This is a genomic window from Pseudomonas sp. Van50, from assembly GCF_055390755.1.
Genome location: NZ_AP024343.1, coordinates 5,389,299 through 5,410,117 on the forward strand (window position 1 = coordinate 5,389,299; position 20,819 = coordinate 5,410,117).

Consider the following 20,819-nt stretch of genomic DNA (forward strand, 5'->3'; position numbering starts at 1 on the left):
TTATGCGTCGCGCCCTGCTCTTCGCTTGCGCTCTGCTTGCCTTGCCCCTGGCACAGGCCGCAGAACTTCAACCGTTCTCCGCCAGCTACACCGCCGACTGGAAACAGTTGCCCATGAGCGGCACCGCCGAGCGCAACCTGACCAAGGAGGCCAACGGCACCTGGAAGCTGAGCTTCAAGGCTTCGATGATGATCGCCAGCCTGACCGAAGAAAGCACCCTGACCCTGGACAAGGACACCCTGCTGCCACAGTCCTACCACTTCGAACGTGGTGGCCTGGGCAAGGCCAAGAAGGCCGACCTGGACTTCGACTGGAACACCAAGATGGTCACCGGCACCGATCGCGGTGACGCGGTCAAGCTGCCGCTCAACCGTGGCATGGTCGATAAATCCACTTACCAGTTGGCCCTGCAGCATGACGTGGCGGCTGGCAAGAAAAGCATGAGCTATCAGGTCGTGGATGATGGCGAAGTCGATACCTATGACTTCCGTGTGCTGGGTTCGGAGAAGGTCGACACCAAGGCCGGACAGATCGATGCGATCAAGGTCGAGCGCGTGCGCGATCCGACACAAAGCAAGCGCATCACCGTGCTCTGGTTCGCCAAGGACTGGGACTACCTGCTGGTGCGCCTGCAACAGGTCGAGACCGACGGCAAGGAGTACAACATCATGCTCCAGGACGGCACGGTCAATGGCAAGGCTGTGAAAGGCAGCTGATCGAAGTGAACACCGAGAAGCCCCGCAAATGCGGGGCTTTTTAATGCCCGGATTTCAAGCCCACCACATACCCTCTGTGGGAGCGAGCTGGCTCGCGATAGCGGTGTGTCAGTCAGCATTTTTATCGCGGATAAACCGCCATCGCGAGCAAGCTCGCTCCCACAGGGTTTGTGCTCATGGAGGATTACCACTGCAACATGAAATCTTCTTCATGAACAACACCTGCGACCGAATGCCGCGCACCACCTGGCCTGCAGGATTATTGCGATTTCCATGAAAACTTCTTAACGAACCGGGGCATTTACTTAGCACGCTATCCAAATCTATAACAAAGTCCTGCACACGCCTTGCTGCAGATAACAGAGATTGGAGCTTGCAAGATGACTGTGAAAGTAACTGAACGCGACGACGCCCATATGTCCCACGAAGGCATTGCCGCCGGTATCCGGATCTGGGATGTGCATCAACAGGATCTGCTGGTGGGCATGTTCCACTCCGAAACGGACGCCCATAGCTACAAGGCTGAGCTGGAGCGTGAGGAACGGCTGCGCTCGCGTGAAATGGCAGAATCCTGAACGATAAAAAACCTGTGGGAGCGAGCTTGCTCGCGATGGCGGTATATCAGTGACAGAGAGATTGACTGATATGACACCATCGCGAGCAAGCTCGCTCCCACAGTTTCTGTGCTTCAACTCAATGACATTGCGTCCGGCTTACCACATCAAATCATCAGGAATCTGATACGCCGCGTACGGATCATCGGCATCCACTTCTTCGGTCTGGGTGTTGAGCTGGACGATGCGCTTGGGGTCGCGTTCCTGGATCTTCAGGGCGGCCTCGCGCGGGATCACTTCGTAGCCGCCGGCGTGGTGGACGATCGCCAGGGAGCCACTGCTCAACTTGTTGCGCATCAGCGTATTGACCGAGATGCGCTTGACCTTCTTGTCGTCGACGAAGTTGTAGTAATCCTCAGTGGTCAGCTTCGGCAGGCGCGAGACTTCGATCAATTGCTTGATCTGCGCGGCCCGGGCCTTCTGCTCGACCTTTTCCTGCTGCTGCCGGTTGAGTTCCTGGTCGCGCTTGACCTTTTCGGCCATGGCTTCCTGGGCGGCACGCTGCTGGGAATCATCCAGTTCGATCTGGCCTTTGTGGGCCAGGCGCTGCTGTTTCTGTTTCTCTTTGCCGACCTGCTTGGCCTGCTTTTGGTTGACCAGCCCTGCTTTGAGCAACTGGTCGCGAAGGGAAAGGCTCATGGTGCTTACTCACTTAGGCAACGGCCTCAGCCACAGCTGGGCAAATTCTTTTCCTGACGTTTGGCTTCGCCCCACAAGGCGTCCAACTCTTCGAGGGTGCAATCTTCCATGGGACGGTGGGTGTCGCGCAATGCCTGTTCGATAAATCGGAACCGCCGCTCGAACTTCCCGTTGGCATCGCGCAGCGCGGTTTCCGGGTCGACCTTGAGGTGGCGAGCCAGGTTCACCACGCTGAACAACAGATCGCCGATCTCGTCGCTGATAGCCACCGGATCGTTGTCGGCCATGGCTTCGAGCACTTCGTCCAGTTCCTCGCGGACTTTGTCGAGCACCGGCAAAGGACCTGGCCAGTCGAAACCGACCTGCCCCGCACGCTTTTGCAATTTCGCCGAGCGGGACAACGCCGGCAGCGCCCCCGGTACATCGTCGAGCAGCGACAACTGCTCGGGCGCCAAGGCTTTCTCGGCCCGTTCCTCAGCCTTGATTTCTTCCCAGCGCTGCTTGACCTGCTCTTCGCTCAAGCGCGGGATATCCACGGGCGCATACAGGTCACCGGTAGGAAACACATGGGGATGGCGGCGGATCAGCTTGCGGGTGATGCTGTCGACCACGCCGGCGAATTCGAAGCGATTTTCTTCCCGGGCCAACTGGCTGTAATACACCACCTGGAACAACAGGTCGCCCAACTCGCCCTGCAGGTGATCGAAATCGCCGCGCTCGATGGCATCGGCCACCTCGTAGGCTTCTTCAAGCGTATGAGGAACGATGGTGGCGTAGGTTTGCTTGATGTCCCACGGGCAGCCGTACTGCGGGTCCCGCAGGCGGTTCATGAGGTGGAGCAGGTCTTCGAGGCTGTACATCAATCCATCCCATCACACAAAAATCTTGTGGGGGCGGGCCAGTGGGAGCAAAGCTTGCTCGCGATGGCGGTCTGGCCAACAACATGAATGCTGACTGAAACACCGTTATCGCGAGCAAGCTTTGCTCCCACAAGCTCGCTCCCACATTTTTGGACTGCGCTTAACCTGGCGTCCGGTTACGCCGGGTCTCGATGATGTTCGGCAACTGGGAGATCCGCCCCAGCAACCGCCCCAGTGCATCCAGCCCCGGAATCTCGATGGTCAGGGACATCAGCGCGGTGTTGTCTTCTTTGTTCGAACGGGTATTGACCGCCAGCACGTTGATGCGCTCGTTCAACAACACCTGGGACACGTCACGCAGCAGACCGGATCGGTCGTAGGCGCGGATGACGATGTCCACCGGGTAGGTGAGCACCGGCACCGGGCCCCAACTGACCTGGATGATCCGCTCCGGCTCGCGACCGGCCAGTTGCAACACCGAGGCACAGTCCTGGCGGTGAATGCTCACACCACGGCCCTGGGTGATGTAGCCGACGATCGCATCCCCCGGCAATGGCTGGCAGCAGCCGGCCATCTGGGTCATCAGGTTGCCCACGCCCTGGATCTGGATATCGCCGCGCTTGCCCGGCTTGTAGCCGGTGGCCTTGCGCGGGATCAGCTCCAGTTGCTCGTTGCCACGCTCCGGCTCCACCAACTGCTGGGCCAGGTTGACCAACTGCGCCAGGCGCAGATCGCCGGCACCGAGGGCGGCGAACATGTCCTCGGCGGTTTTCATGTTGGCTTTTTCGGCCAGTTTGTCGAAGTCCACCTGCGGCAGCCCCAGGCGCCCGAGCTCACGCTCGAGCAGGGTCTTGCCGGCGGCGACGTTCTGGTCGCGGGCCTGCAACTTGAACCAGTGGACGATTTTCGCCCGCGCCCGGGATGTGGTGATGTAGCCCAGGTTCGGGTTCAGCCAGTCGCGGCTCGGCGTACCGTGCTTGCTGGTGATGATCTCGACCTGCTCACCGGTCTGCAGGCTGTAGTTGAGCGGCACGATCCGCCCGTTGATCTTGGCGCCACGGCAGTTGTGGCCGATCTCGGTGTGGACCCGGTAGGCGAAGTCCAGCGGTGTCGCGCCTTTGGGCAGGTCGATCGCGTGGCCGTCGGGGGTGAAGATATAGACCCGGTCCGGTTCGATGTCGACGCGCAGCTGTTCGGCCAGGCCGCCGATGTCACCCAGCTCCTCATGCCACTCGAGCACCTGGCGCAGCCAGGAGATTTTTTCTTCGTAGTGGTTGGACCCGGACTTGACGTCGGTGCCCTTGTATTTCCAGTGGGCACAGACCCCCAGCTCGGCCTCCTCGTGCATGGCGTGGGTGCGGATCTGCACTTCCAGCACCTTGCCTTCGGGGCCGATCACCGCGGTGTGCAAGGAGCGATAGCCGTTTTCCTTGGGGTTGGCGATGTAGTCGTCGAACTCTTTCGGAATGTGCCGCCACAAGGTGTGGACGATCCCCAGCGCGGTGTAGCAGTCGCGCATTTCCGGGACCAGCACACGAACGGCGCGAACGTCATAGATCTGGCTGAACTCCAGGCCCTTGCGCTGCATTTTTCGCCAGATCGAGTAGATGTGCTTGGCCCGGCCACTGATGTCGGCTTCCACGCCGGTGGCCTGCAACTCTTCGCGCAACTGGGTCATCACATCGGTGATGAAGCGCTCGCGATCCAGGCGCCGCTCATGCAACAGCTTGGCGATCTGCTTGTATTGGTCGGGCTCCAGGTAGCGGAAGGACAGGTCCTCCAGCTCCCACTTGATGTGACCGATACCGAGACGGTGGGCCAGGGGTGCATAAATGTCGAACACCTCCCGGGCGACGCGATTGCGCTTTTCGTCATCGGCGGACTTCACGGCACGGATCGCGCAGGTGCGCTCGGCCAGCTTGATCAGCGCGACGCGCACGTCGTCGACCATCGCCACCAGCATCTTGCGCAGGTTTTCCACCTGGCCCTGGGTACCCAGCACCATGGATTGGCGCGGGCTGAGGCTGGCACTGATAGCGGCCATGCGCAGCACACCGTCGATCAGCTTGGCCACCACGGTGCCGAAGCGCTGGCTGACCACCGGTAGCTGGATCTGCCCTTCGCGCACGCCGCGGTACAGCACCGCCGCCACCAGGGAGTCCTGGTCGAGCTTGAGGTCAGCGAGAATTTCGGCGATCTCCAGGCCCGTCTGGAAACTCGAGGTGCCTTCGGACCACAGGTTCTTCGCCGCGTTGTATTGCTGCTCCGCCTCGCGAGCGAACTCGCAGGCAGCCTTCAAGGCTTCGCGATCCAGTGCCATGTCGACGCTGACCGCATGATCGAGCCAAGCCTCGAGATTGATACTGCCGTCGGTGTTGATCGGCTGGTGTGCTCTCACCTGTACCATCTTTACTTACCTTCCCTACGACGCAGATTCAATGCGTCAACTTCGCTGACCTTCGCTGCCCGTGTTTCCGCCCAGGGCTGTGGCGGGTTGGCACGAACGGGTCAGTCGGACAAGCCATCCTGGCTCGCTTCAAATAACGCCATGGCCTCGACATGCGCCGTTTGAGGAAACATATCGAGAATCCCGGCACGTTTTAACCGGTAGCCCTGCTTGATCAGTTCGACCGTATCCCGGGCCAAAGTTGCCGGGTTGCACGAAACATAAACCAACCGTTTGGCCCCCAGGGACGACAGCTTGCGCACCACCTCGAAAGCACCGTCACGGGGTGGGTCCAAGAGTACCGCAGAAAAGCCTTCGCCGATCCATTCGGCACCCGCCAGAGGCTGGGATAAATCGGCCTGAAAAAAGGCAGTGTTATTCAAATTGTTGCTGACGGCATTGGCCGCCGCACGGTCCACCATGGTTTGCACGCCTTCCACGGCCACCACCTGGCGCACGCTTTTGGCCAGCGGCAAGGCAAAATTGCCCAGGCCGCAGAACAGGTCCAGCACTCGTTCCTCGGAACGCGGCGCCAGCCATTGCAGGGCCTGGGCGATCATCGCCTCGTTGACCCCGGCGTTCACCTGGATGAAATCCCCGGGCCGGTACGCCAGCTCAAGGTCCCAGGCATCCAGGCGAAAGCCCAGGGCCTGCCCGGGCTCGACCGGTTGTGGTTCACCTTCACCGTGCAACCATAACTGGGCTGCATGAAACGCGCAGAAATCCTTGAGGATGGTCAGGTCGGCCTCCGACAGCGGCGCCATGTGGCGCAGCAATACCGCGAGGGACGAACCGGCGAACAACTCCACATGCCCCAGCGCCTGGGGTTTGCTCAGGCGTCGAAGCATCTCCGGCAGGCGACTCATGATCGGCTGCAAGGGCTGTACCAGCACCGGGCAATCACCAATGGCGACGATGTCCTGGCTGCCGACGGCGCGAAAACCCACTTCGAGTTTTTTCGCCTTCTGATCCCAGCGCACCGCCACCCGGGCGCGACGTCGATAACCGAACTCCGGCCCGCTCAATGGCGCGGCCCATTCCTCCGGCTCGACCCCGGCCACCCGCGACAGCTGCTCGGCGAGCATGCGCTGTTTCAGGGCAAGCTGTTCGTCATGGGGCAAATGTTGGACGCTGCAACCGCCGCAACGACCGGCATGGATGCACGGCGTTGCGCGACGCAGCTCACTGGACAGGAACACCCGCTCGGTACGTGCTTCGACCACTTTGCCGTGGGCACCGAGCACCCGCGCCTCGACCTCTTCGCCGGCCAGGGCGCCGATGACGAACCAGGTCCGCCCGTCGACAAAGGCAATGCCCCGGCCATCGTTGGCCAGGCGCTCGATGGTCAGGCGCTGCTTCTTACCGGTGGGCACTTGCGGGGCTCGGCTTCCGCCGCTGGGCTGGAAGCGCAAGCCTCTTTCTTGCTTGGCCATCAGTTGGGCGCGTCGAAAATGCCGGTCGACAGGTAACGGTCGCCACGGTCACAGATGATCGCCACGATCACCGCATTTTCCACTTCCTTGGACAGGCGCAGCATCCCCGCCACGGCACCGCCCGAAGACACGCCGCAGAAGATGCCCTCCTCACGCGCCAGGCGACGGGTCACGTCCTCGGCTTCGCTCTGGGCCATGTCGATGATGCGGTCCACGCGGTCGGCCTGGTAGATCTTCGGCAGATACTCTTCGGGCCAGCGGCGGATGCCGGGAATGGCCGAGCCTTCCATCGGTTGCAGGCCGATGATCTGCACGTTCGGGTTCTGTTCTTTCAGATAGCGCGAGGTGCCCATGATGGTACCGGTGGTGCCCATCGAGCTGACGAAATGGGTGATGGTGCCGTCGGTCTGGCGCCAGATCTCAGGGCCGGTGGTGGTGTAGTGGGCCTCGGGATTGTCGCCGTTGGCGAACTGATCCAACACCTTGCCACGCCCCTCGGCCTGCATGCGCTCGGCCAGGTCCCGGGCACCTTCCATGCCCTGTTCCTGGGTCACCAGGATCAACTCGGCGCCATAGGCGGTCATCGCCGCCTTGCGCTCGGCACTGGAGTTGTCGGGCATGATCAGGATCATCTTGTAGCCCTTGATCGCCGCCGCCATCGCCAAGGCAATACCCGTGTTGCCGGAAGTCGCCTCGATCAGCGTATCGCCAGGCTGGATCTGCCCGCGCAACTCGCCACGGGTGATCATCGACAGCGCCGGCCGATCCTTGACCGAACCCGCCGGGTTATTCCCTTCGAGCTTGAGCAAAAGCGTATTAGTGGTCTCGCCGGGCAAGCGCTGCAAGCGGACCAGCGGGGTGTTGCCGACGCAATCGGCGATGGTGGGGTACTGCAAAGTCATGGCGTATTCGCAATCCGGACTGCGGGGGCGCCTATCATACCGGCAAATGTCGGCGCTCCATATCACTCAAAATGAAGTGCCTATAACCGAAAGATATAAATAGATTCCCACACGCCCCGCTCGGCTATTCGCCCTCCGTTCAACTGCACGGAGACATCAGTCGTTGACGACGTCAAAGGAGCCTTGTGCCCTGAGCCCTGACGAAAGAAGCGTAACATCGAAAGTACCCTTCGCTTTTTTCCCTAGTTCATAGACCTCAAAAACAATCGTTCCATCCCTTGTAATCTCGGTACCACCAAGCGCTGTAAGAATAAAACTCATTGCAACGGATGTGCCCCAGTGGGGACTGACACTATAGGTACCCGGACCTGTTACACCAGAAGTTCCAATGACAACTATTTGAGGATCTCCTTCAAAATCGTACCCCTGGATCTTAGGCAAAGGCTGCAAAGAAAAAGAAACGGCCAAGGAGGTGAAGTCAGCGTTCAGTTCTTCAATACGAACCTTTACTGAACCTGTTGCATTGCGTGGTTTGACAGCTTTCGCGTTCATAGCGGCAACTCCAGATTGAAAGTTGGAACAGCGTCCAAACAATACGATGCCCCAAAGCGCTGCCACACCTGTCAGGTATGACAGTCCTGACAAACGGTGGAGCCTACAAAAGTGTTGACATCAACAGCCGGAGGGAGCCAGCAGACGCCTGGCGCTGCAGCGCATATCGAGCAAACCTTCAGGGGGGAACCGGCCCCCAATCCGCGACTCTCGAATCTATACCTTCCGGACGTCAAATACCCCATCCACTTTCCGGTGGTCCAGGGTTTTTATATCAAAACGACCTTTGTATTTACTCTTCAGCTCGATTACCTCAAGCGTTAAATCTCCAGTCTCTGCATCCCAGATTAAACCGTCAAACGCAACGTATATCCAAATACGGTGCTCTTTGAGGTTATAGGCACCCGGTTCGGTCAACGTGCTGAACTGCACGATAGCCAAATCATCTCCATCGCCTATAAACCCCACAAGGGAGTTATCAGGAGCATCCATAATATAAACATCCTCCGTTTGGATAGTGCGTCCATTCAGGGTAATAGTCATTGAGCCTTTCGCGTTAAGCTTGGCAGCAGACTTTACACGCTTTAACTTTTCTTCTGTGCTGACGGTATTCATGTTTTTCTCCTGATGAATTTATATAACTCACGACACCGAGCTTAAACAGAAGAAAGAAAAGGACACCTGTCAAGGTTGACAGGCCCGACCGATGGTCAAAGGGCAGGCCTGAGCCAAAAAAAGGCTCTGAGGTTGCCTACTCGGTCATCGCAAGATCGACGCCAGACGCCACCGCCACTTATCGCCCTGGGCAATTGCCCAGCGCTACGAATGCATGGCAGACATGAATTTACGAAGATTGCCCGCCTGCAAATCGCTACACTGCGCAGGTGGTGCGTGCCGGATGCGCGCACAGCTCAATCAGACCGCTGGATGCAGGAGACAAGTGTGCTCAAGAAACTGGGAATCAAAGGCCGCGTGCTGTTGCTGACCCTGTTGCCGACCAGCCTGATGGCGCTGGTCCTGGGCGGCTATTTCACCTGGATGCAGCAATCGGACCTGCACGCCCAGTTGCTGCAACGTGGCGAGATGATCGCCGAGCAACTGGCCCCGCTGGTCGCCCCTGCCATGAGCCGCCAGGACACCGATCTGCTGGAGCGCATCGCCACCCAGTCCCTCGAGCAAGCGGACGTGCGCGCCGTGACTTTCCTCGCCCCCGACCGCGCGCCGTTGGCCCACGCCGGCCCGACCATGCTCAACCGGGCCCCGGAGGGCAACAGTGCACAGCTGCTGCAACGCACCGGCAACGACGCCACGCGCTACTTGCTGCCGGTATTCGGCAAGCACCGCAACCTGGCGGGCGAACTGATTCCCGAGGAAGCCGACCGTCTGCTGGGCTGGGTCGAGCTGGAGTTGTCCCACAGCGGCATGTTACTGCGCGGCTATCGCAGCCTGTTCGCCAGCCTGCTGCTGATCGCCGCGGGCCTGTGCCTGACCGCGCTGCTGGCCCTGCGCATGGGCCGCACGATCAACCGCCCGTTGAGCCAGATCAAGCAAGCCGTGGCCCAGCTCAAGGACGGTCACCTGGAAACCCGCCTGCCACCGCTGGGCAGCCAGGAGCTGGATGAACTGGCCTCGGGCATCAATCGCATGGCCAGTACCTTGCAGAACGCCCAGGAAGAATTGCAGCACAGCATCGACCAGGCCACCGAAGACGTGCGCCAGAACCTGGAAACCATCGAGATCCAGAACATCGAACTGGACCTGGCCCGCAAGGAAGCCCTGGAAGCGAGCCGGATCAAATCCGAGTTCCTGGCGAACATGAGCCATGAAATCCGCACACCGCTCAACGGCATCCTCGGTTTTACCCACCTGTTGCAAAAAAGCGAACTGACCCCGCGCCAGCTCGATTACCTGGGCACCATCGAGAAATCCGCCGACAGCCTGCTGGGGATCATCAATGAGATCCTCGACTTTTCGAAGATCGAGGCTGGCAAGCTGGTGCTCGACAGCATTCCGTTCAACCTGCGGGACCTGCTGCAAGACACCCTGACCATCCTTGCCCCGGCCGCCCACGCCAAGCAGTTGGAACTGGTGAGCCTGGTCTACCGGGACACACCGCTGTCGCTGGTGGGCGATCCGCTGCGCCTCAAGCAGATCCTCACCAACCTGGTGAGCAACGCCATCAAGTTCACCCGCGAGGGCACCATCGTCGCCCGGGCCATGCTCGAAGACGAGCACGAAGACAGCGTGCAGTTGCGCATCAGCATCCAGGACACCGGTATCGGCCTGTCCAACCAGGACGTGCGGGCACTGTTCCAGGCGTTCAGCCAGGCCGACAACTCGCTGTCCCGGCAACCGGGTGGTACCGGCCTGGGCCTGGTGATCTCCAAGCGCCTGGTGGAGCAGATGGGTGGCGAGATCGGCGTCGACAGCACACCGGGCGAAGGCTCGGAGTTCTGGATCAGCCTGCGCCTGCCCAAGACCCGTGACGATGCCGAAGACCTGCCAGGCCCGCCGTTGCTGGGCCGGCGCGTAGCGGTGCTGGAGAACCATGAACTGGCCCGCCAGGCCTTGCAGCACCAACTCGAAGACTGCGGCCTGCAAGTGACGCCGTTCAACACCCTGGAGAGCTTGACCAACGGCATCACCGTCGCCCACCAGACCGACCAGGCGATCGATCTGGCCGTGCTGGGCATCACCAGCAACGACATGCCGCCGGAGCGCCTCAACCAGCACATCTGGGACCTTGAGCACTTGGGCTGCAAAGTGCTCGTGCTGTGCCCCACCACCGAACAGACCCTGTACCACCTCTCGGTGCCCAACCCCCACAGTCAGTTGCAGGCCAAGCCGGCCTGCACCCGCAAGTTGCGCCGCGCGCTGTCCGACCTGGTCAACCCGCGCCCGCCCCGCAGCGAACCCAGTGAGCCGGTTTCCAGCCGTGCCCCGAAAGTGCTGTGCGTGGACGACAACCCGGCCAACCTGCTGCTGGTGCAGACCCTGCTCGAAGACATGGGCGCCAAGGTGCTGGCGGTGGAAAGCGGCTACGCAGCGGTCAAGGCGGTGCAGAAGGAAACCTTCGACCTGGTGCTGATGGACGTGCAGATGCCCGGCATGGACGGTCGCCAGAGCACCGAGGCGATCCGCCAGTGGGAAAGCGAGCGGCATTGCACGCCGCTGCCCATCGTCGCCCTCACCGCCCACGCCATGGCCAACGAAAAACGCGCCCTGCTGCAAAGCGGCATGGACGACTACCTGACCAAGCCCATCAGCGAACGGCAACTGGCCCAGGTGGTGCTCAAATGGACCGGCCTGGCCCTGCGCAACCAGTCGCCGGAGCGCAACAGCGATGCCCAGGGTGGCAGCGAACTGCTGGTGCTCGATCATGAAGAAGGCTTGCGCCTGGCCGCCGGCAAGGCCGATCTGGCAGCGGACATGCTGGCAATGCTGCTGGCGTCCCTGGAAGCCGACCGCGAAGCGATCCGCCAGGCCTGCGAGGCCAACGATCACAACGCCCTGATCGAACGGGTCCACCGCCTGCACGGCGCCACCCGTTACTGCGGCGTACCGCAATTGCGGGCGGCCTGCCAGCGCAGCGAAACCCTGCTCAAGCAACAGGACCCGAAAGCCGCTGCGGCCCTGGAAGACCTGGAGCGTGCGATCAACCGCCTCGCCAGCGAGGCGCGTATCAGCGCCTGATCCAGCGCAACAGTCACAGAACCGGTAGCGGTTAGACTGAGCCTATTCCAGAGCCAGGAGGCCACCATGCGCGCGATTCTTTTCAGCAGCCAGACCTACGACCGTGACAGTTTCATCAAAGCCCCGGCGCCCGCCGGCCTCGAGTTGCAGTTCCAGCCCGCCCGCCTGAACCTGGACACCGTGGCCCTGGCCGAGCGGCATGAAGTGGTCTGCGCGTTCATCAACGATGACCTGAGCGCCCCGGTGCTGGAACGGTTGGCCGCGGGCGGCACACGGCTGATCGCCCTGCGCTCGGCCGGCTACAACCACGTCGACCTGCCCGCCGCCAAGCGCCTGGGCTTGAGCATCGTCCGGGTCCCGGCCTACTCGCCCCACGCCGTGGCCGAACATGCCGTGGCGTTGATCATGGCTCTTAATCGCTGCCTGCACCGCGCCTACAACCGCACCCGGGACGGCAATTTCAGCCTCCATGGGTTGACCGGGTTCGACCTGGTGGGCAAGACCGTAGGGGTGATCGGCACCGGGCAGATCGGCGCGACGTTCGCGCGGATCATGGCCGGCTTCGGCTGCCAATTGCTCGCTTACGACCCGTACCCCAACCCGCAGATCGAAGCCCTCGGTGCCCGCTACCTGCCTCTGGATGAACTGCTGGCACAAGCGCAGATCATCAGCCTGCACTGCCCGCTGAACGAACAGAGCCGCCACCTGATCAACGCCCAATCCCTGGCGTCGATGCAACGCGGCGCCATGTTGATCAACACCGGACGCGGTGGCCTGGTGGATACACCAGCCCTGATCGAGGCGCTGAAGAGCGGTCAACTGGGCTATTTGGGGTTGGATGTCTATGAAGAAGAGGCCGAACTGTTCTTCAAGGACCGCTCCGACCAGCCCTTGCAAGACGATGTGCTGGCACGCCTGCTGACCTTCCCCAACGTGGTGATCACCGCCCATCAGGCCTTCCTCACCCATGAAGCCTTGGCGGCGATTGCCATGACCACCCTGGATAACATCGCAGCCTGGGCGGCCGGCACACCACAGAACCTGGTGGACCGCTAAACCTGAACCAACACACCCCCTGTGGGAGCGAGCTTGCTCGCGATAGCGGTCTGTCAATCAACATCAATATTGACTGATTTTCCGCCATCGCGAGCAAGCTCGCTCCCACAGGGGGTGGAGTTTCGTCGGCAAGATTCGTGGTTGACCATCCCAAGCCATGCCCCGTGCTAGCATGTCGCGCCTATTTGGAGGACCCATGGCCGAACACGATTTCCGCTACACCCTGATGAACCCGCAGCACACCTTGACCGAAGTCCGCGCCCTGGCGCCGGGCCGCTACCAGGTCACCGGCAATGGCGGCTCGATCCAGGCCAACGATGTATTGCTCGTCACGCTCAAGGGCAGCAAGGATTTGTCCATGCGCCTGACCGTGGACACCGTGCGGCACCTGCTCAAACCCATGGGCCAATGGACCGCCATGACCACCGGCCCGGTGTTCGGCGAACTGGCGATCCATACCTGGCAGGTCAACTGTGACGGTTGCGCCAAGGCACTGAGCTTCGAATTCGCCGTCGATGCCAAACTCGGCGTCAAGGCCGAGAAACCGGCCGCCACCGCACGGATCGCCGAACTGGGCTGGACCACCGTGGGTGAAAAACACCTGTGCCCGACATGCCAGGAAGCCGCCTGATGAAACGTTTGGCCCTGTCCGCGTCGATCGGCATGAGCCTGATGGGGTGTGCCGCTGAACCTGTGCAGTTGCAACACAACCGCAGCTATATCCTGGAATGGATCGGCGAACGGCCATTGATGGACTACAGCCACCTGACCATCACCCTTGGGGATGACGGCCGGGCCTATGGCAACGGCGGCTGCAACCACTGGTTCGCGCCCTACACCGTGGAAGGCCATCGCTTGAGCTTCGGCAAGATCGGCAGCACCCGCAAGCTCTGCGCCCCGGCGCTGATGGAGCAGGAGACGCGCTTCTTGCAGGCCCTGGAAAAGGTCGAACGCTGGGACATCTCGCCCATTGAGCAGATGCGCTTCTGGCCCGCCCAGGGCAAGCCGCTGCGGTGGTGGCTGGAAGAAGGCTGAGGCCTCCAGACACACCCGGTTGGACCAGGGACATGGTTAACCCTGTGGCGAGGGAGCTTGCTCCCGCTGGGCTGCGAAGCGGCCCCCGGATGCACCTGTCACTTTGATGTTTCAGGCAGAATGCAGGGGCCTGCTGCGCAGTCCAGCGGGAGCAAGCTCCCTCGTCACACACGAAGCCCTCAACCACAAGTGGGTTATTTGAACGCCTGCAACGCCTCAAGCTTGGCCATTACCCCCGCCGCCGTCTGCTCCCCCAGCAACTGCTCGCGCACCTTGCCCCGGTTATCGATGATGTAAGTCACCGGCAAGCCTTCACTGCGAGGCAGGTCGAAGATCTCGGCCGGATCCCGGGCCAGCACCGTGAAGCGAATCCCCATCTTGTCGCTGGCACTCTTGAGCTCTTCGCCCTGCACCTGGTCGAAGTTGACCCCGAACACACCGACGTTGCGCCCCTTGAGCTGTTCGGCCAAGGCATTGAATTCCGGAATTTCGGTGCGGCATGGCGCGCACCATTCCGCCCAGTAGTTGAGCACCAGCCATTGTTTGTCCAGCCGCTGCGAGTCGATGGCCTGGCCGTTCTGGTCCACTCCGTAGTCGTTTCCGCAACCGGCGAGCAACAGGATGCCCATGAATGTCAGTGCCGCCATCAATCGCCTTGTCATGTACCAATCCTTGTCTGAATGTGAACGCTGCTGCGACCCGTCGCCTCTCTAAGGTGCTAGGGACTTCGCGGCACAGTAGAATAGCCGCCACCTTACGCAAGATGCGACCCGCTCATGACCGATCTGACGCTTTATCACAACCCGCGCTGCTCGAAATCCCGCGGTGCGCTGGAACTGTTGGAGGCCCGCGGCCTGACGCCCACCGTGGTCCGCTACCTGGAAACCCCGCTCGACGCCACGCAACTGGAACGCCTGCTGGGCAAGCTCGGCATCACCGCCCGGCAATTGCTGCGCACCGGCGAGGATGAATACAAAGACCTGAACCTGGCCGACGAAAGCCTGAGCCAGGCCCAATTGATCGCAGCCATCGCCGCCCACCCGAAACTCATGGAACGGCCGATTCTGGAAGCCGGTGAAAAGGCCGTGATCGGCCGGCCGCCGGAGAAGATTCTGGAGATCCTGCCGTGACCACGCCGTACATCCTGGTGCTGTATTACAGCCGCAGCGGCTCCACCAACGAGATGGCCCGGCAAATCGCCCGGGGTGTCGAACAGGCCGGGCTGGAAGCCAGGTTGCGTACGGTGCCGGCGATTTCCGCCGAGTGCGAAGCGGTTTCCCCGGACATCCCCGAGCAAGGCCCGCTCTACGCCAGCCTCGATGACCTGAAACACTGCGCCGGCCTGGCCTTGGGCAGCCCGACGCGGTTCGGCAACATGGCTGCGCCACTCAAGTACTTTCTCGACGGCACCAGCAACCTGTGGCTGACCGGCGCACTGGTGGGCAAACCGGCCGGGGTGTTCACCTCCACCGCGAGCCTGCACGGCGGCCAGGAAACCACCCTGCTGTCGATGATGCTGCCGCTGTTGCACCACGGCATGCTGATCACCGGCCTGCCCTACAGCGAATCGGCCCTGATCGACACCCAGGGCGGCGGTACGCCCTACGGTCCGAGCCACCATGCCGGGGCCGACGGTAAAAGCGGCTTGAACGAACATGAAGTCGCCCTGTGCCGCGCCTTGGGTTCGCGCCTGGCGAAAACCGCCCTGCTGCTGGAGAACGGCCGTGGCTAAGAAGCCGAAGATCCTGCCTTCGATCCAATGGCTGGAACCGCGCGTACGCCTGGCTCGCGTCCTCAGCCTGCTGTGCTTTTTCGGCCTGGTGGGGTTGCTCAGCGCCTACTACCTGCTGATCGCCGACCTGCACGGCGCGCGGCCCTGGGTGATTCTGCTGATTGAACTGGTGCCGCTGCTGATACTCGCGCCCGGCATGCTCAGCGGCAGCGCCCGTGGACACTCATGGATGTGCTTCGTGGTGAACCTGTATTTCATCAAAGGCGCACTGGCGGCCTATGACCCGAACCGGCAATGGTTCGGCGTGCTGGAAATGGCGGCGAGCGTGGCGGTGTTCTGCTCGGCCCTGCTGTATGTGCGCTGGCGGTTCCAGTTGAACCGGCGGTTGGCGGGTGAGGGAGATATCTCCGTCGCCTGATAAACCGCTATCGCGAGCAAGCTCGCTCCCACAGGATGTCACTGAGTCATTGTGGGAGCGAGCTTGCTCGCGATGGCGGCAACGCGGTCTCAATGGTTAACGGTATACGCCAGCATCATCGATAACTGGCTCATGGGCCTTCCCCCGCTCTCTTCATGCCACTGGTTGAATGCCCCCTGCACCGTCGCCAGGTCCCGCAGGCTGGTGGGCACTTTGTCGATGATGTCCTGGGCGTTGAGCGCGGCCACTACGTCATAACTGGGCACGAAGGTATCCTTGCCCATCATCCGCAAGAAGCGCGGTGCCGACAGGCCGCCCAGTTGATGGCCGTGCTTTTTCAGGTAGGTCCACAGGCCGACGATGTCAGTCACCGGCCAGTCGGCCACCAGAGCACCAAAGCTGCCCTTTTCGTGGGCCACGTCCAATATCAGTTGCGCGTTGCGCGGCACGCTCTTGAGCTTGCCCAGGTGGCGGATGATTCGTGCATCCTGCATCAGTCGCTCCAGGTGCTCGGCGCTCATCAGCACGACTTTCTCCGGATCGAACTTGAAGAACACCTCTTCGAACGCTGGCCACTTGGCATCCACCAGGCTGTGCTTGAGCCCGGCGCGGAACACCCGCAGCGCCATGGTCGAGAGGTAGCGGTCGTCGCCGATCTTGCGCAGTTGCGCCGGGGTCTTGGGAACCGGCAGGTGGGCTTCCAGTTCAGCCGCCGAACCGAAGCGGTTCAGACAATACTCGTGCAGCCACTTGTAATCGCGCATGCCCTCTCCTGGGGTCGGAAATGAAAACGGCGCCAGTGGCCCTTATAGCCACTGGCGCCGTGAATAGAGCGGTTGGCACCGTCAGAGGTTCACCACGTTGACGAACCGCGGCGTGGCGTTTTCATCGATGCGCAGGTTGGTGAAATCGAACAGGTTGCGGTCCGCCAGTTGCGACGGAATGACGTTCTGCAGGCCACGGAAAATGCTCTCGGTACGGCCCGGGGTCTTGCGTTCCCATTCCTGGAGCATCTCCTTGACCACCTGGCGTTGCAGGTTTTCCTGAGAGCCGCACAGGTTGCAGGGGATGATCGGGAACTGCTTGAAATCCGAATAGGCCTGGATGTCCTTCTCGCTGCAATAGGCCAGCGGGCGGATCACCACGTTGCGCCCGTCATCGGCTCGCAGCTTGGGCGGCATGGCCTTGAGCGAACCGTTGTAGAACATGTTCAGGAAGAACGTCTCGACGATGTCGTCGCGATGGTGACCCAGGGCCATCTTGGTCGCACCGATCTCGTCGGCGAAGGTGTAGAGCGTTCCGCGCCGCAGGCGCGAGCACAGCGAACAGGTGGTCTTGCCTTCGGGAATCAATTCCTTGACCACCGAATAGGTGTCTTTTTCGACGATGTGATATTCCACACCCAGCGACTCGAGATAGGCCGGCAGCACATGCTCGGGAAACCCGGGCTGCTTCTGGTCCATGTTCACCGCGACAATGTCGAACTTGATCGGCGCAACCTTCTGCAAATGCATCAGCACATCGAGCAAGGTGTAGCTGTCCTTGCCGCCGGACAGGCAGACCATGACCTTGTCGCCGTCCTCGATCATGTTGAAATCGGCGACCGCCTCACCGGCCTGGCGGCGCAGGCGCTTTTGCAGTTTGTTCTGGTTGACCGTAAGAGTGCCCATGACGCGAAATCCGTGAGGTGTGACGAAAGGCCGGCATTTTACGCAAAAAAACCGGCTGTGGCACCGCACTTGTGGCGAGGGAGCTTGCTCCCGCTGGGTTGCGAAGCGACCCTCTGGGGTCGTTCTGTCGGCGTCAGCTTCGCAGCCGAGCGGGAGCAAGCTCCCTCGCCACAGGGCATTTGTTCGCCAACAGGGTTATGCCCACAGATCAAGCCGCGATTAACCCGTTCCGTTACAGCGCGATTTGCTCTAAGCCCCCCATCCCCCTCGGGGTAACTCCTTTCTATACTGCGACATAAGGTCGCACACATATCCAGACCTTTACTTACTTGGCCGTTTGGCCCGTAGGCGCTCCGTTGGGGGGCGATGGCAATAACAAAGGAGTGACTGACTATGATCCATCATGTCGTGGGGCTCTTTACCCACCCTGATCAAGAATGGAAAGAAATCCGTGGCGATCAGGAGGAAAGCATCAGCCACATGTACCTCACCCACACGCTGATCCTGGCGGCCATCCCCGCCGTATCGGCATTCATCGGCACCACACAGGTGGGATGGGTCATCGGCAATCGTCCACCGGTCATGCTCACACAGGAAAGCGCGCTGTGGATGACCATCATGTCGTACCTGGCCATGTTGGGCGGCGTGGCGGTAATGGGTGCCTTCATCCACTGGATGGCCCGCACCTACGACGCCAATCCGAGCCTGGCCCGTTGCGTCGCGTTCGCCACCTACACCGCGACACCTTTGTTCATCGGCGGCCTGGCGGCGCTCTACCCGCACATGTGGCTGGGGATGATCGTCGGCACGGCGGCAATCTGCTACACCGTCTACCTGCTGTACGTCGGCCTGCCGACGTTCATGAACATTCCCCAGGACGAAGGTTTTCTGTTTTCCAGTTCGGTGCTCGCGGTCGGCCTGGTGGTGCTGGTGGCCATCATGGCGTTCACGGTGATCGTCTGGGGGCTGGGCGTCGGCCCGGTCTATACCAATTGACGTAGTGCCCTCCAATAAAAAAGCAGGATCTGCCGACACAGGCCGCCGCAAGGCGGCCTTCCTGTGTTTGAAACGACCACTGGGCGCCTGGGCGATTCGCAACGGCCGACGCTTGCGGCATACTCGGGCTTCTGGAGACCCGTAAAGCATGCTCGAGCAACTCAATACCCGCGTCGAAGAGTGTTACCAACAAGCCGAATCCTTTTTCAAACGTCCTTTCAAACGCCCGGTGGTCAGCTTCAAATTGCGTGGCCAGAAGGCCGGTGTCGCGCACCTGCATGAAAACCTGCTGCGCTTCAATCCACAGTTGTACCGGGAAAACGCCGAAGACTTCCTCAAGCAGACCGTCGCCCACGAAGTCGCGCACCTGATCGCCCACCAACTGTTTGGCGAACGCATCCAGCCCCATGGCGAAGAATGGCAACTGATCATGCGCGGCGTGTACGAACTGCCGCCCAACCGTTGCCACACCTACGAAATCAAACGCCGCAGTGTGACCCGCTACATCTACAAGTGCCCTTGCGATGGCAGCGACTTCCCGTTCTCGGCCCAGCGCCACAGCCTGGTGCGCCAGGGGCGGCGGTATTTGTGCCGTAGCTGTCGCAATACCTTGGTGTTCAGTGGGGAAACGCGGGTGGAATAATGCTCTTGTGGTGTCTGGGCTGACCTCATCGCGAGCAAGCTCGCTCCCACAGGATCCGTGAACGCCAAAGATCCAGTGTGGGAGCGAGCTTGCTCGCGATGGCGGCCTTGCGACCCTACAAAACCACCCCGCTCCTGCGCAATTCGGCAATCCGCAGCGCACTGAACCCCAGCGCCCCCAACACCTGATCCGTATGCGCTCCCAGCTCCACGCCAATATGGCGAGGCTCGGGCAGACCGTCTGAAAACCGCAACGGACAGGCCATCTGCGCCTGGCTCGAACCATCTCCTCGGGGCACCTGCTTCACCAGCTCCCGAGCCTGTAACTGCGGATGCCGGACAGCCTCCTCCAGGCTCAGCACCGGCTCGACACAGGCATCGATCCCGGCAAACACGTCGCACAGTTCGGCAAAATCATGCTTCTCGAACTCGGTTTGCAATGCCTGCTTCAGGGCCTGTTGCTGCTCAGGCTTGGGCGACAGCCCCTGGGCCGCCAGTTCCGGCCGTCCCAAAGCCTCGCACAGCGCCTGCATGAAGGCCGGTTCCAGGCTGCCCACCGACATCCAGCGACCGTCTCGGGTGCGGTAATAGTCGTAGAAGCCGCCGCCGTTGAGCATCTGATTCTCCCAACCCGGTTCCACACCGCAGGCCAGGTAACCGGCGCCGGCCATGGCGTTGAGGCTGAACACGCAGTCAGTCATGCTCACGTCAAGGTGCTGGCCCTGACCGGTCTGCTGACGGGCGATGACCGCCGCCAACAGTCCGATCACCCCGTGCAATGAACCACCGGCGATATCCGCCGCCTGAATGCCCAGCGGCAACGGCCCGCTGTCGGCACGGCCGGTGTGGCTGGCCAGCCCCGCCAGGGCCAGGTAATTGATGTCGTGGCCGGCGCGATCCTTATAAGGGCCGGTCTGGCCGTAGCCGGTGATCGACACGTAGATCAGCCGCGGATTGATGGCTTTCAAGGCTTCGTATCCCAGGCCCAGCCGCTCCATCACACCGGGGCGGAACTGTTCCAACAGGATGTCGTAGTCCCCCAGCAACTGCGTGACCACCTCCAACGCATCCGGCTGCTTGAGGTCCAGGGCCAGGCTGCGCTTGTTGCGGTTGAGGTAGGCGTGGCTGGCCGATACGCCTTGGTCATGGGGCGGCAGTACCCGCAGCAAGTCCTGACGGGTCGGCGACTCGATGCGCAACACCTCGGCCCCCATGTCCGCCAGCAACAGCGAGGCGAACGGGCCAGGCAACAGGGTCGAGAAATCCAGAACCTTGAGCGATGCCAGTGGGCCTTGCATGGGTGGTCTCCGAAGGGGGGATGGTAGAGACTAGGCAGGGACTGGCGGTGGGGCAATTACCGCAGGTGCCAGTCTGGATGACCATTGCGCTCAGCGTGAGAGCTGTTGTGGTGAGGG

The 20,819-nt window shown here is 61.3% G+C and carries 22 protein-coding genes; 11 read left to right on the forward strand and 11 right to left on the reverse strand.

Features of this window, described 5'->3' with window-relative positions:
- Positions 1 to 2: 2 nt before the first annotated feature.
- Complete coding sequence (locus tag ACZ5M5_RS23035) at positions 3 to 716, forward strand: DUF3108 domain-containing protein (protein WP_060741064.1); 714 nt, start codon at positions 3 to 5, stop codon at positions 714 to 716.
- Between the two features lie 380 nt (positions 717 to 1,096).
- Entirely contained in the window at positions 1,097 to 1,291 is a 195-nt protein-coding gene (locus ACZ5M5_RS23040; RefSeq protein ID WP_025215049.1) for a hypothetical protein, read from the forward strand.
- 138 nt (positions 1,292 to 1,429) lie between these two features.
- Here ACZ5M5_RS23040 and ACZ5M5_RS23045 read toward each other — a convergent pair whose 3' ends face one another.
- The 7 genes from ACZ5M5_RS23045 to ACZ5M5_RS23075 all read right to left on the reverse strand — a co-directional run bounded on the left by ACZ5M5_RS23045 (position 1,430) and on the right by ACZ5M5_RS23075 (position 8,777).
- Complete coding sequence (locus ACZ5M5_RS23045; RefSeq protein WP_053124301.1) at positions 1,430 to 1,969, reverse strand: DUF2058 domain-containing protein; 540 nt, start codon at positions 1,967 to 1,969, stop codon at positions 1,430 to 1,432.
- Positions 1,970 to 1,995: 26 nt separating this feature from the next.
- On the reverse strand, positions 1,996 to 2,829 hold the full coding sequence (gene mazG, locus ACZ5M5_RS23050) for a nucleoside triphosphate pyrophosphohydrolase (protein ID WP_103310926.1): 834 nt from the start codon (positions 2,827 to 2,829) through the stop codon (positions 1,996 to 1,998).
- A 160-nt stretch (positions 2,830 to 2,989) separates the two neighbouring features.
- Entirely contained in the window at positions 2,990 to 5,236 is a 2,247-nt protein-coding gene (relA, locus tag ACZ5M5_RS23055; RefSeq protein ID WP_464738035.1) for a GTP diphosphokinase, read from the reverse strand.
- A gap of 101 nt (positions 5,237 to 5,337) precedes the next feature.
- Positions 5,338 to 6,708: a 23S rRNA (uracil(1939)-C(5))-methyltransferase RlmD gene (rlmD, locus tag ACZ5M5_RS23060; protein ID WP_060741062.1), complete on the reverse strand. Its 1,371-nt coding sequence runs from the start codon at positions 6,706 to 6,708 to the stop codon at positions 5,338 to 5,340.
- Complete coding sequence (gene cysM / locus ACZ5M5_RS23065) at positions 6,708 to 7,610, reverse strand: cysteine synthase CysM (RefSeq protein WP_060741061.1); 903 nt, start codon at positions 7,608 to 7,610, stop codon at positions 6,708 to 6,710. The genes rlmD and cysM overlap by 1 nt, the downstream gene beginning before the upstream one ends.
- Before the next feature lie 156 nt (positions 7,611 to 7,766).
- Entirely contained in the window at positions 7,767 to 8,162 is a 396-nt protein-coding gene (locus ACZ5M5_RS23070; protein ID WP_103310759.1) for a hypothetical protein, read from the reverse strand.
- A 216-nt stretch (positions 8,163 to 8,378) separates the two neighbouring features.
- Positions 8,379 to 8,777, reverse strand: a complete 399-nt coding sequence (locus tag ACZ5M5_RS23075; RefSeq protein ID WP_464738036.1) for a hypothetical protein — start codon at positions 8,775 to 8,777, stop codon at positions 8,379 to 8,381.
- Positions 8,778 to 9,104: 327 nt separating this feature from the next.
- Between ACZ5M5_RS23075 and ACZ5M5_RS23080 the strand changes: the two genes are divergently transcribed.
- From ACZ5M5_RS23080 to ACZ5M5_RS23095, 4 genes are all read left to right on the forward strand, one after another.
- The gene (locus ACZ5M5_RS23080; RefSeq protein WP_060741060.1) at positions 9,105 to 11,855 is read left to right on the forward strand and encodes a response regulator; all 2,751 of its coding nucleotides are present in this window, start codon (positions 9,105 to 9,107) and stop codon (positions 11,853 to 11,855) included.
- A gap of 66 nt (positions 11,856 to 11,921) precedes the next feature.
- Complete coding sequence (locus ACZ5M5_RS23085) at positions 11,922 to 12,911, forward strand: 2-hydroxyacid dehydrogenase (RefSeq protein WP_464738037.1); 990 nt, start codon at positions 11,922 to 11,924, stop codon at positions 12,909 to 12,911.
- 196 nt (positions 12,912 to 13,107) lie between these two features.
- Complete coding sequence (locus ACZ5M5_RS23090; RefSeq protein WP_060741058.1) at positions 13,108 to 13,542, forward strand: hypothetical protein; 435 nt, start codon at positions 13,108 to 13,110, stop codon at positions 13,540 to 13,542.
- Positions 13,542 to 13,946, forward strand: a complete 405-nt coding sequence (locus ACZ5M5_RS23095; protein WP_464738038.1) for an META domain-containing protein — start codon at positions 13,542 to 13,544, stop codon at positions 13,944 to 13,946. The genes ACZ5M5_RS23090 and ACZ5M5_RS23095 overlap by 1 nt, the downstream gene beginning before the upstream one ends.
- A gap of 194 nt (positions 13,947 to 14,140) precedes the next feature.
- Here the strand turns inward: ACZ5M5_RS23095 and ACZ5M5_RS23100 are convergent, their stop codons facing one another.
- Positions 14,141 to 14,608, reverse strand: coding sequence for a TlpA disulfide reductase family protein (locus ACZ5M5_RS23100; RefSeq protein ID WP_060741056.1), 468 nt, complete (start codon positions 14,606 to 14,608; stop codon positions 14,141 to 14,143).
- 114 nt (positions 14,609 to 14,722) lie between these two features.
- On the opposite strand from ACZ5M5_RS23100, the gene arsC reads away from it, so the two are divergent.
- From arsC to ACZ5M5_RS23115, 3 genes are read left to right on the forward strand one after another with little or no spacing between them, the layout of a single operon-like run.
- Positions 14,723 to 15,076: an arsenate reductase (glutaredoxin) gene (gene arsC / locus ACZ5M5_RS23105; RefSeq protein ID WP_464738039.1), complete on the forward strand. Its 354-nt coding sequence runs from the start codon at positions 14,723 to 14,725 to the stop codon at positions 15,074 to 15,076.
- Positions 15,073 to 15,678, forward strand: a complete 606-nt coding sequence (gene wrbA, locus ACZ5M5_RS23110; protein WP_060741054.1) for an NAD(P)H:quinone oxidoreductase — start codon at positions 15,073 to 15,075, stop codon at positions 15,676 to 15,678. Before arsC ends, wrbA begins: the two co-directional genes overlap by 4 nt.
- The gene (locus ACZ5M5_RS23115) at positions 15,671 to 16,096 is read left to right on the forward strand and encodes a DUF2069 domain-containing protein (protein ID WP_464738040.1); all 426 of its coding nucleotides are present in this window, start codon (positions 15,671 to 15,673) and stop codon (positions 16,094 to 16,096) included. Before wrbA ends, ACZ5M5_RS23115 begins: the two co-directional genes overlap by 8 nt.
- A gap of 89 nt (positions 16,097 to 16,185) precedes the next feature.
- Here ACZ5M5_RS23115 and ACZ5M5_RS23120 read toward each other — a convergent pair whose 3' ends face one another.
- Both ACZ5M5_RS23120 and ttcA read right to left on the reverse strand, forming a co-directional pair.
- Positions 16,186 to 16,860, reverse strand: coding sequence for a DNA-3-methyladenine glycosylase I (locus tag ACZ5M5_RS23120; RefSeq protein WP_060741052.1), 675 nt, complete (start codon positions 16,858 to 16,860; stop codon positions 16,186 to 16,188).
- 81 nt (positions 16,861 to 16,941) lie between these two features.
- A complete protein-coding gene (ttcA, locus tag ACZ5M5_RS23125) occupies positions 16,942 to 17,766 on the reverse strand; it encodes a tRNA 2-thiocytidine(32) synthetase TtcA (RefSeq protein WP_003204698.1) in 825 nt (274 codons plus the stop codon).
- 393 nt (positions 17,767 to 18,159) lie between these two features.
- On the opposite strand from ttcA, the gene ACZ5M5_RS23130 reads away from it, so the two are divergent.
- Both ACZ5M5_RS23130 and ACZ5M5_RS23135 read left to right on the forward strand, forming a co-directional pair.
- On the forward strand, positions 18,160 to 18,762 hold the full coding sequence (locus ACZ5M5_RS23130) for a Yip1 family protein (protein WP_039591896.1): 603 nt from the start codon (positions 18,160 to 18,162) through the stop codon (positions 18,760 to 18,762).
- A 148-nt stretch (positions 18,763 to 18,910) separates the two neighbouring features.
- Positions 18,911 to 19,405: a SprT family zinc-dependent metalloprotease gene (locus ACZ5M5_RS23135; protein ID WP_003204703.1), complete on the forward strand. Its 495-nt coding sequence runs from the start codon at positions 18,911 to 18,913 to the stop codon at positions 19,403 to 19,405.
- Between the two features lie 115 nt (positions 19,406 to 19,520).
- On the opposite strand, the gene ACZ5M5_RS23140 is transcribed toward ACZ5M5_RS23135, so the two are convergent.
- Positions 19,521 to 20,702 carry a CaiB/BaiF CoA transferase family protein gene (locus ACZ5M5_RS23140; RefSeq protein WP_464738041.1) on the reverse strand — a complete coding sequence of 394 codons (1,182 nt, stop codon included), beginning with the start codon at positions 20,700 to 20,702 and terminating at the stop codon, positions 19,521 to 19,523.
- Positions 20,703 to 20,819: the final 117 nt, after the last annotated feature.

Coding starts and splice junctions, on each gene's coding strand:
- ACZ5M5_RS23120 (WP_060741052.1), bottom strand. CDS start 16,860: ATGCGCGATTACAAGTGGCTGCACGAGTATTGTCTGAACCGCTTCGGT.
- ttcA (WP_003204698.1), bottom strand. CDS start 17,766: ATGGGCACTCTTACGGTCAACCAGAACAAACTGCAAAAGCGCCTGCGC.
- ACZ5M5_RS23130 (WP_039591896.1), top strand. CDS start 18,160: ATGATCCATCATGTCGTGGGGCTCTTTACCCACCCTGATCAAGAATGG.
- ACZ5M5_RS23045 (WP_053124301.1), bottom strand. CDS start 1,969: ATGAGCCTTTCCCTTCGCGACCAGTTGCTCAAAGCAGGGCTGGTCAAC.
- mazG (WP_103310926.1), bottom strand. CDS start 2,829: ATGTACAGCCTCGAAGACCTGCTCCACCTCATGAACCGCCTGCGGGAC.
- ACZ5M5_RS23040 (WP_025215049.1), top strand. CDS start 1,097: ATGACTGTGAAAGTAACTGAACGCGACGACGCCCATATGTCCCACGAA.
- ACZ5M5_RS23085 (WP_464738037.1), top strand. CDS start 11,922: ATGCGCGCGATTCTTTTCAGCAGCCAGACCTACGACCGTGACAGTTTC.
- ACZ5M5_RS23090 (WP_060741058.1), top strand. CDS start 13,108: ATGGCCGAACACGATTTCCGCTACACCCTGATGAACCCGCAGCACACC.
- ACZ5M5_RS23135 (WP_003204703.1), top strand. CDS start 18,911: ATGCTCGAGCAACTCAATACCCGCGTCGAAGAGTGTTACCAACAAGCC.
- cysM (WP_060741061.1), bottom strand. CDS start 7,610: ATGACTTTGCAGTACCCCACCATCGCCGATTGCGTCGGCAACACCCCG.
- relA (WP_464738035.1), bottom strand. CDS start 5,236: ATGGTACAGGTGAGAGCACACCAGCCGATCAACACCGACGGCAGTATC.
- ACZ5M5_RS23035 (WP_060741064.1), top strand. CDS start 3: ATGCGTCGCGCCCTGCTCTTCGCTTGCGCTCTGCTTGCCTTGCCCCTG.
- arsC (WP_464738039.1), top strand. CDS start 14,723: ATGACCGATCTGACGCTTTATCACAACCCGCGCTGCTCGAAATCCCGC.
- ACZ5M5_RS23095 (WP_464738038.1), top strand. CDS start 13,542: ATGAAACGTTTGGCCCTGTCCGCGTCGATCGGCATGAGCCTGATGGGG.
- ACZ5M5_RS23100 (WP_060741056.1), bottom strand. CDS start 14,608: ATGACAAGGCGATTGATGGCGGCACTGACATTCATGGGCATCCTGTTG.
- ACZ5M5_RS23140 (WP_464738041.1), bottom strand. CDS start 20,702: ATGCAAGGCCCACTGGCATCGCTCAAGGTTCTGGATTTCTCGACCCTG.
- ACZ5M5_RS23075 (WP_464738036.1), bottom strand. CDS start 8,777: ATGAATACCGTCAGCACAGAAGAAAAGTTAAAGCGTGTAAAGTCTGCT.
- ACZ5M5_RS23070 (WP_103310759.1), bottom strand. CDS start 8,162: ATGAACGCGAAAGCTGTCAAACCACGCAATGCAACAGGTTCAGTAAAG.
- rlmD (WP_060741062.1), bottom strand. CDS start 6,708: ATGGCCAAGCAAGAAAGAGGCTTGCGCTTCCAGCCCAGCGGCGGAAGC.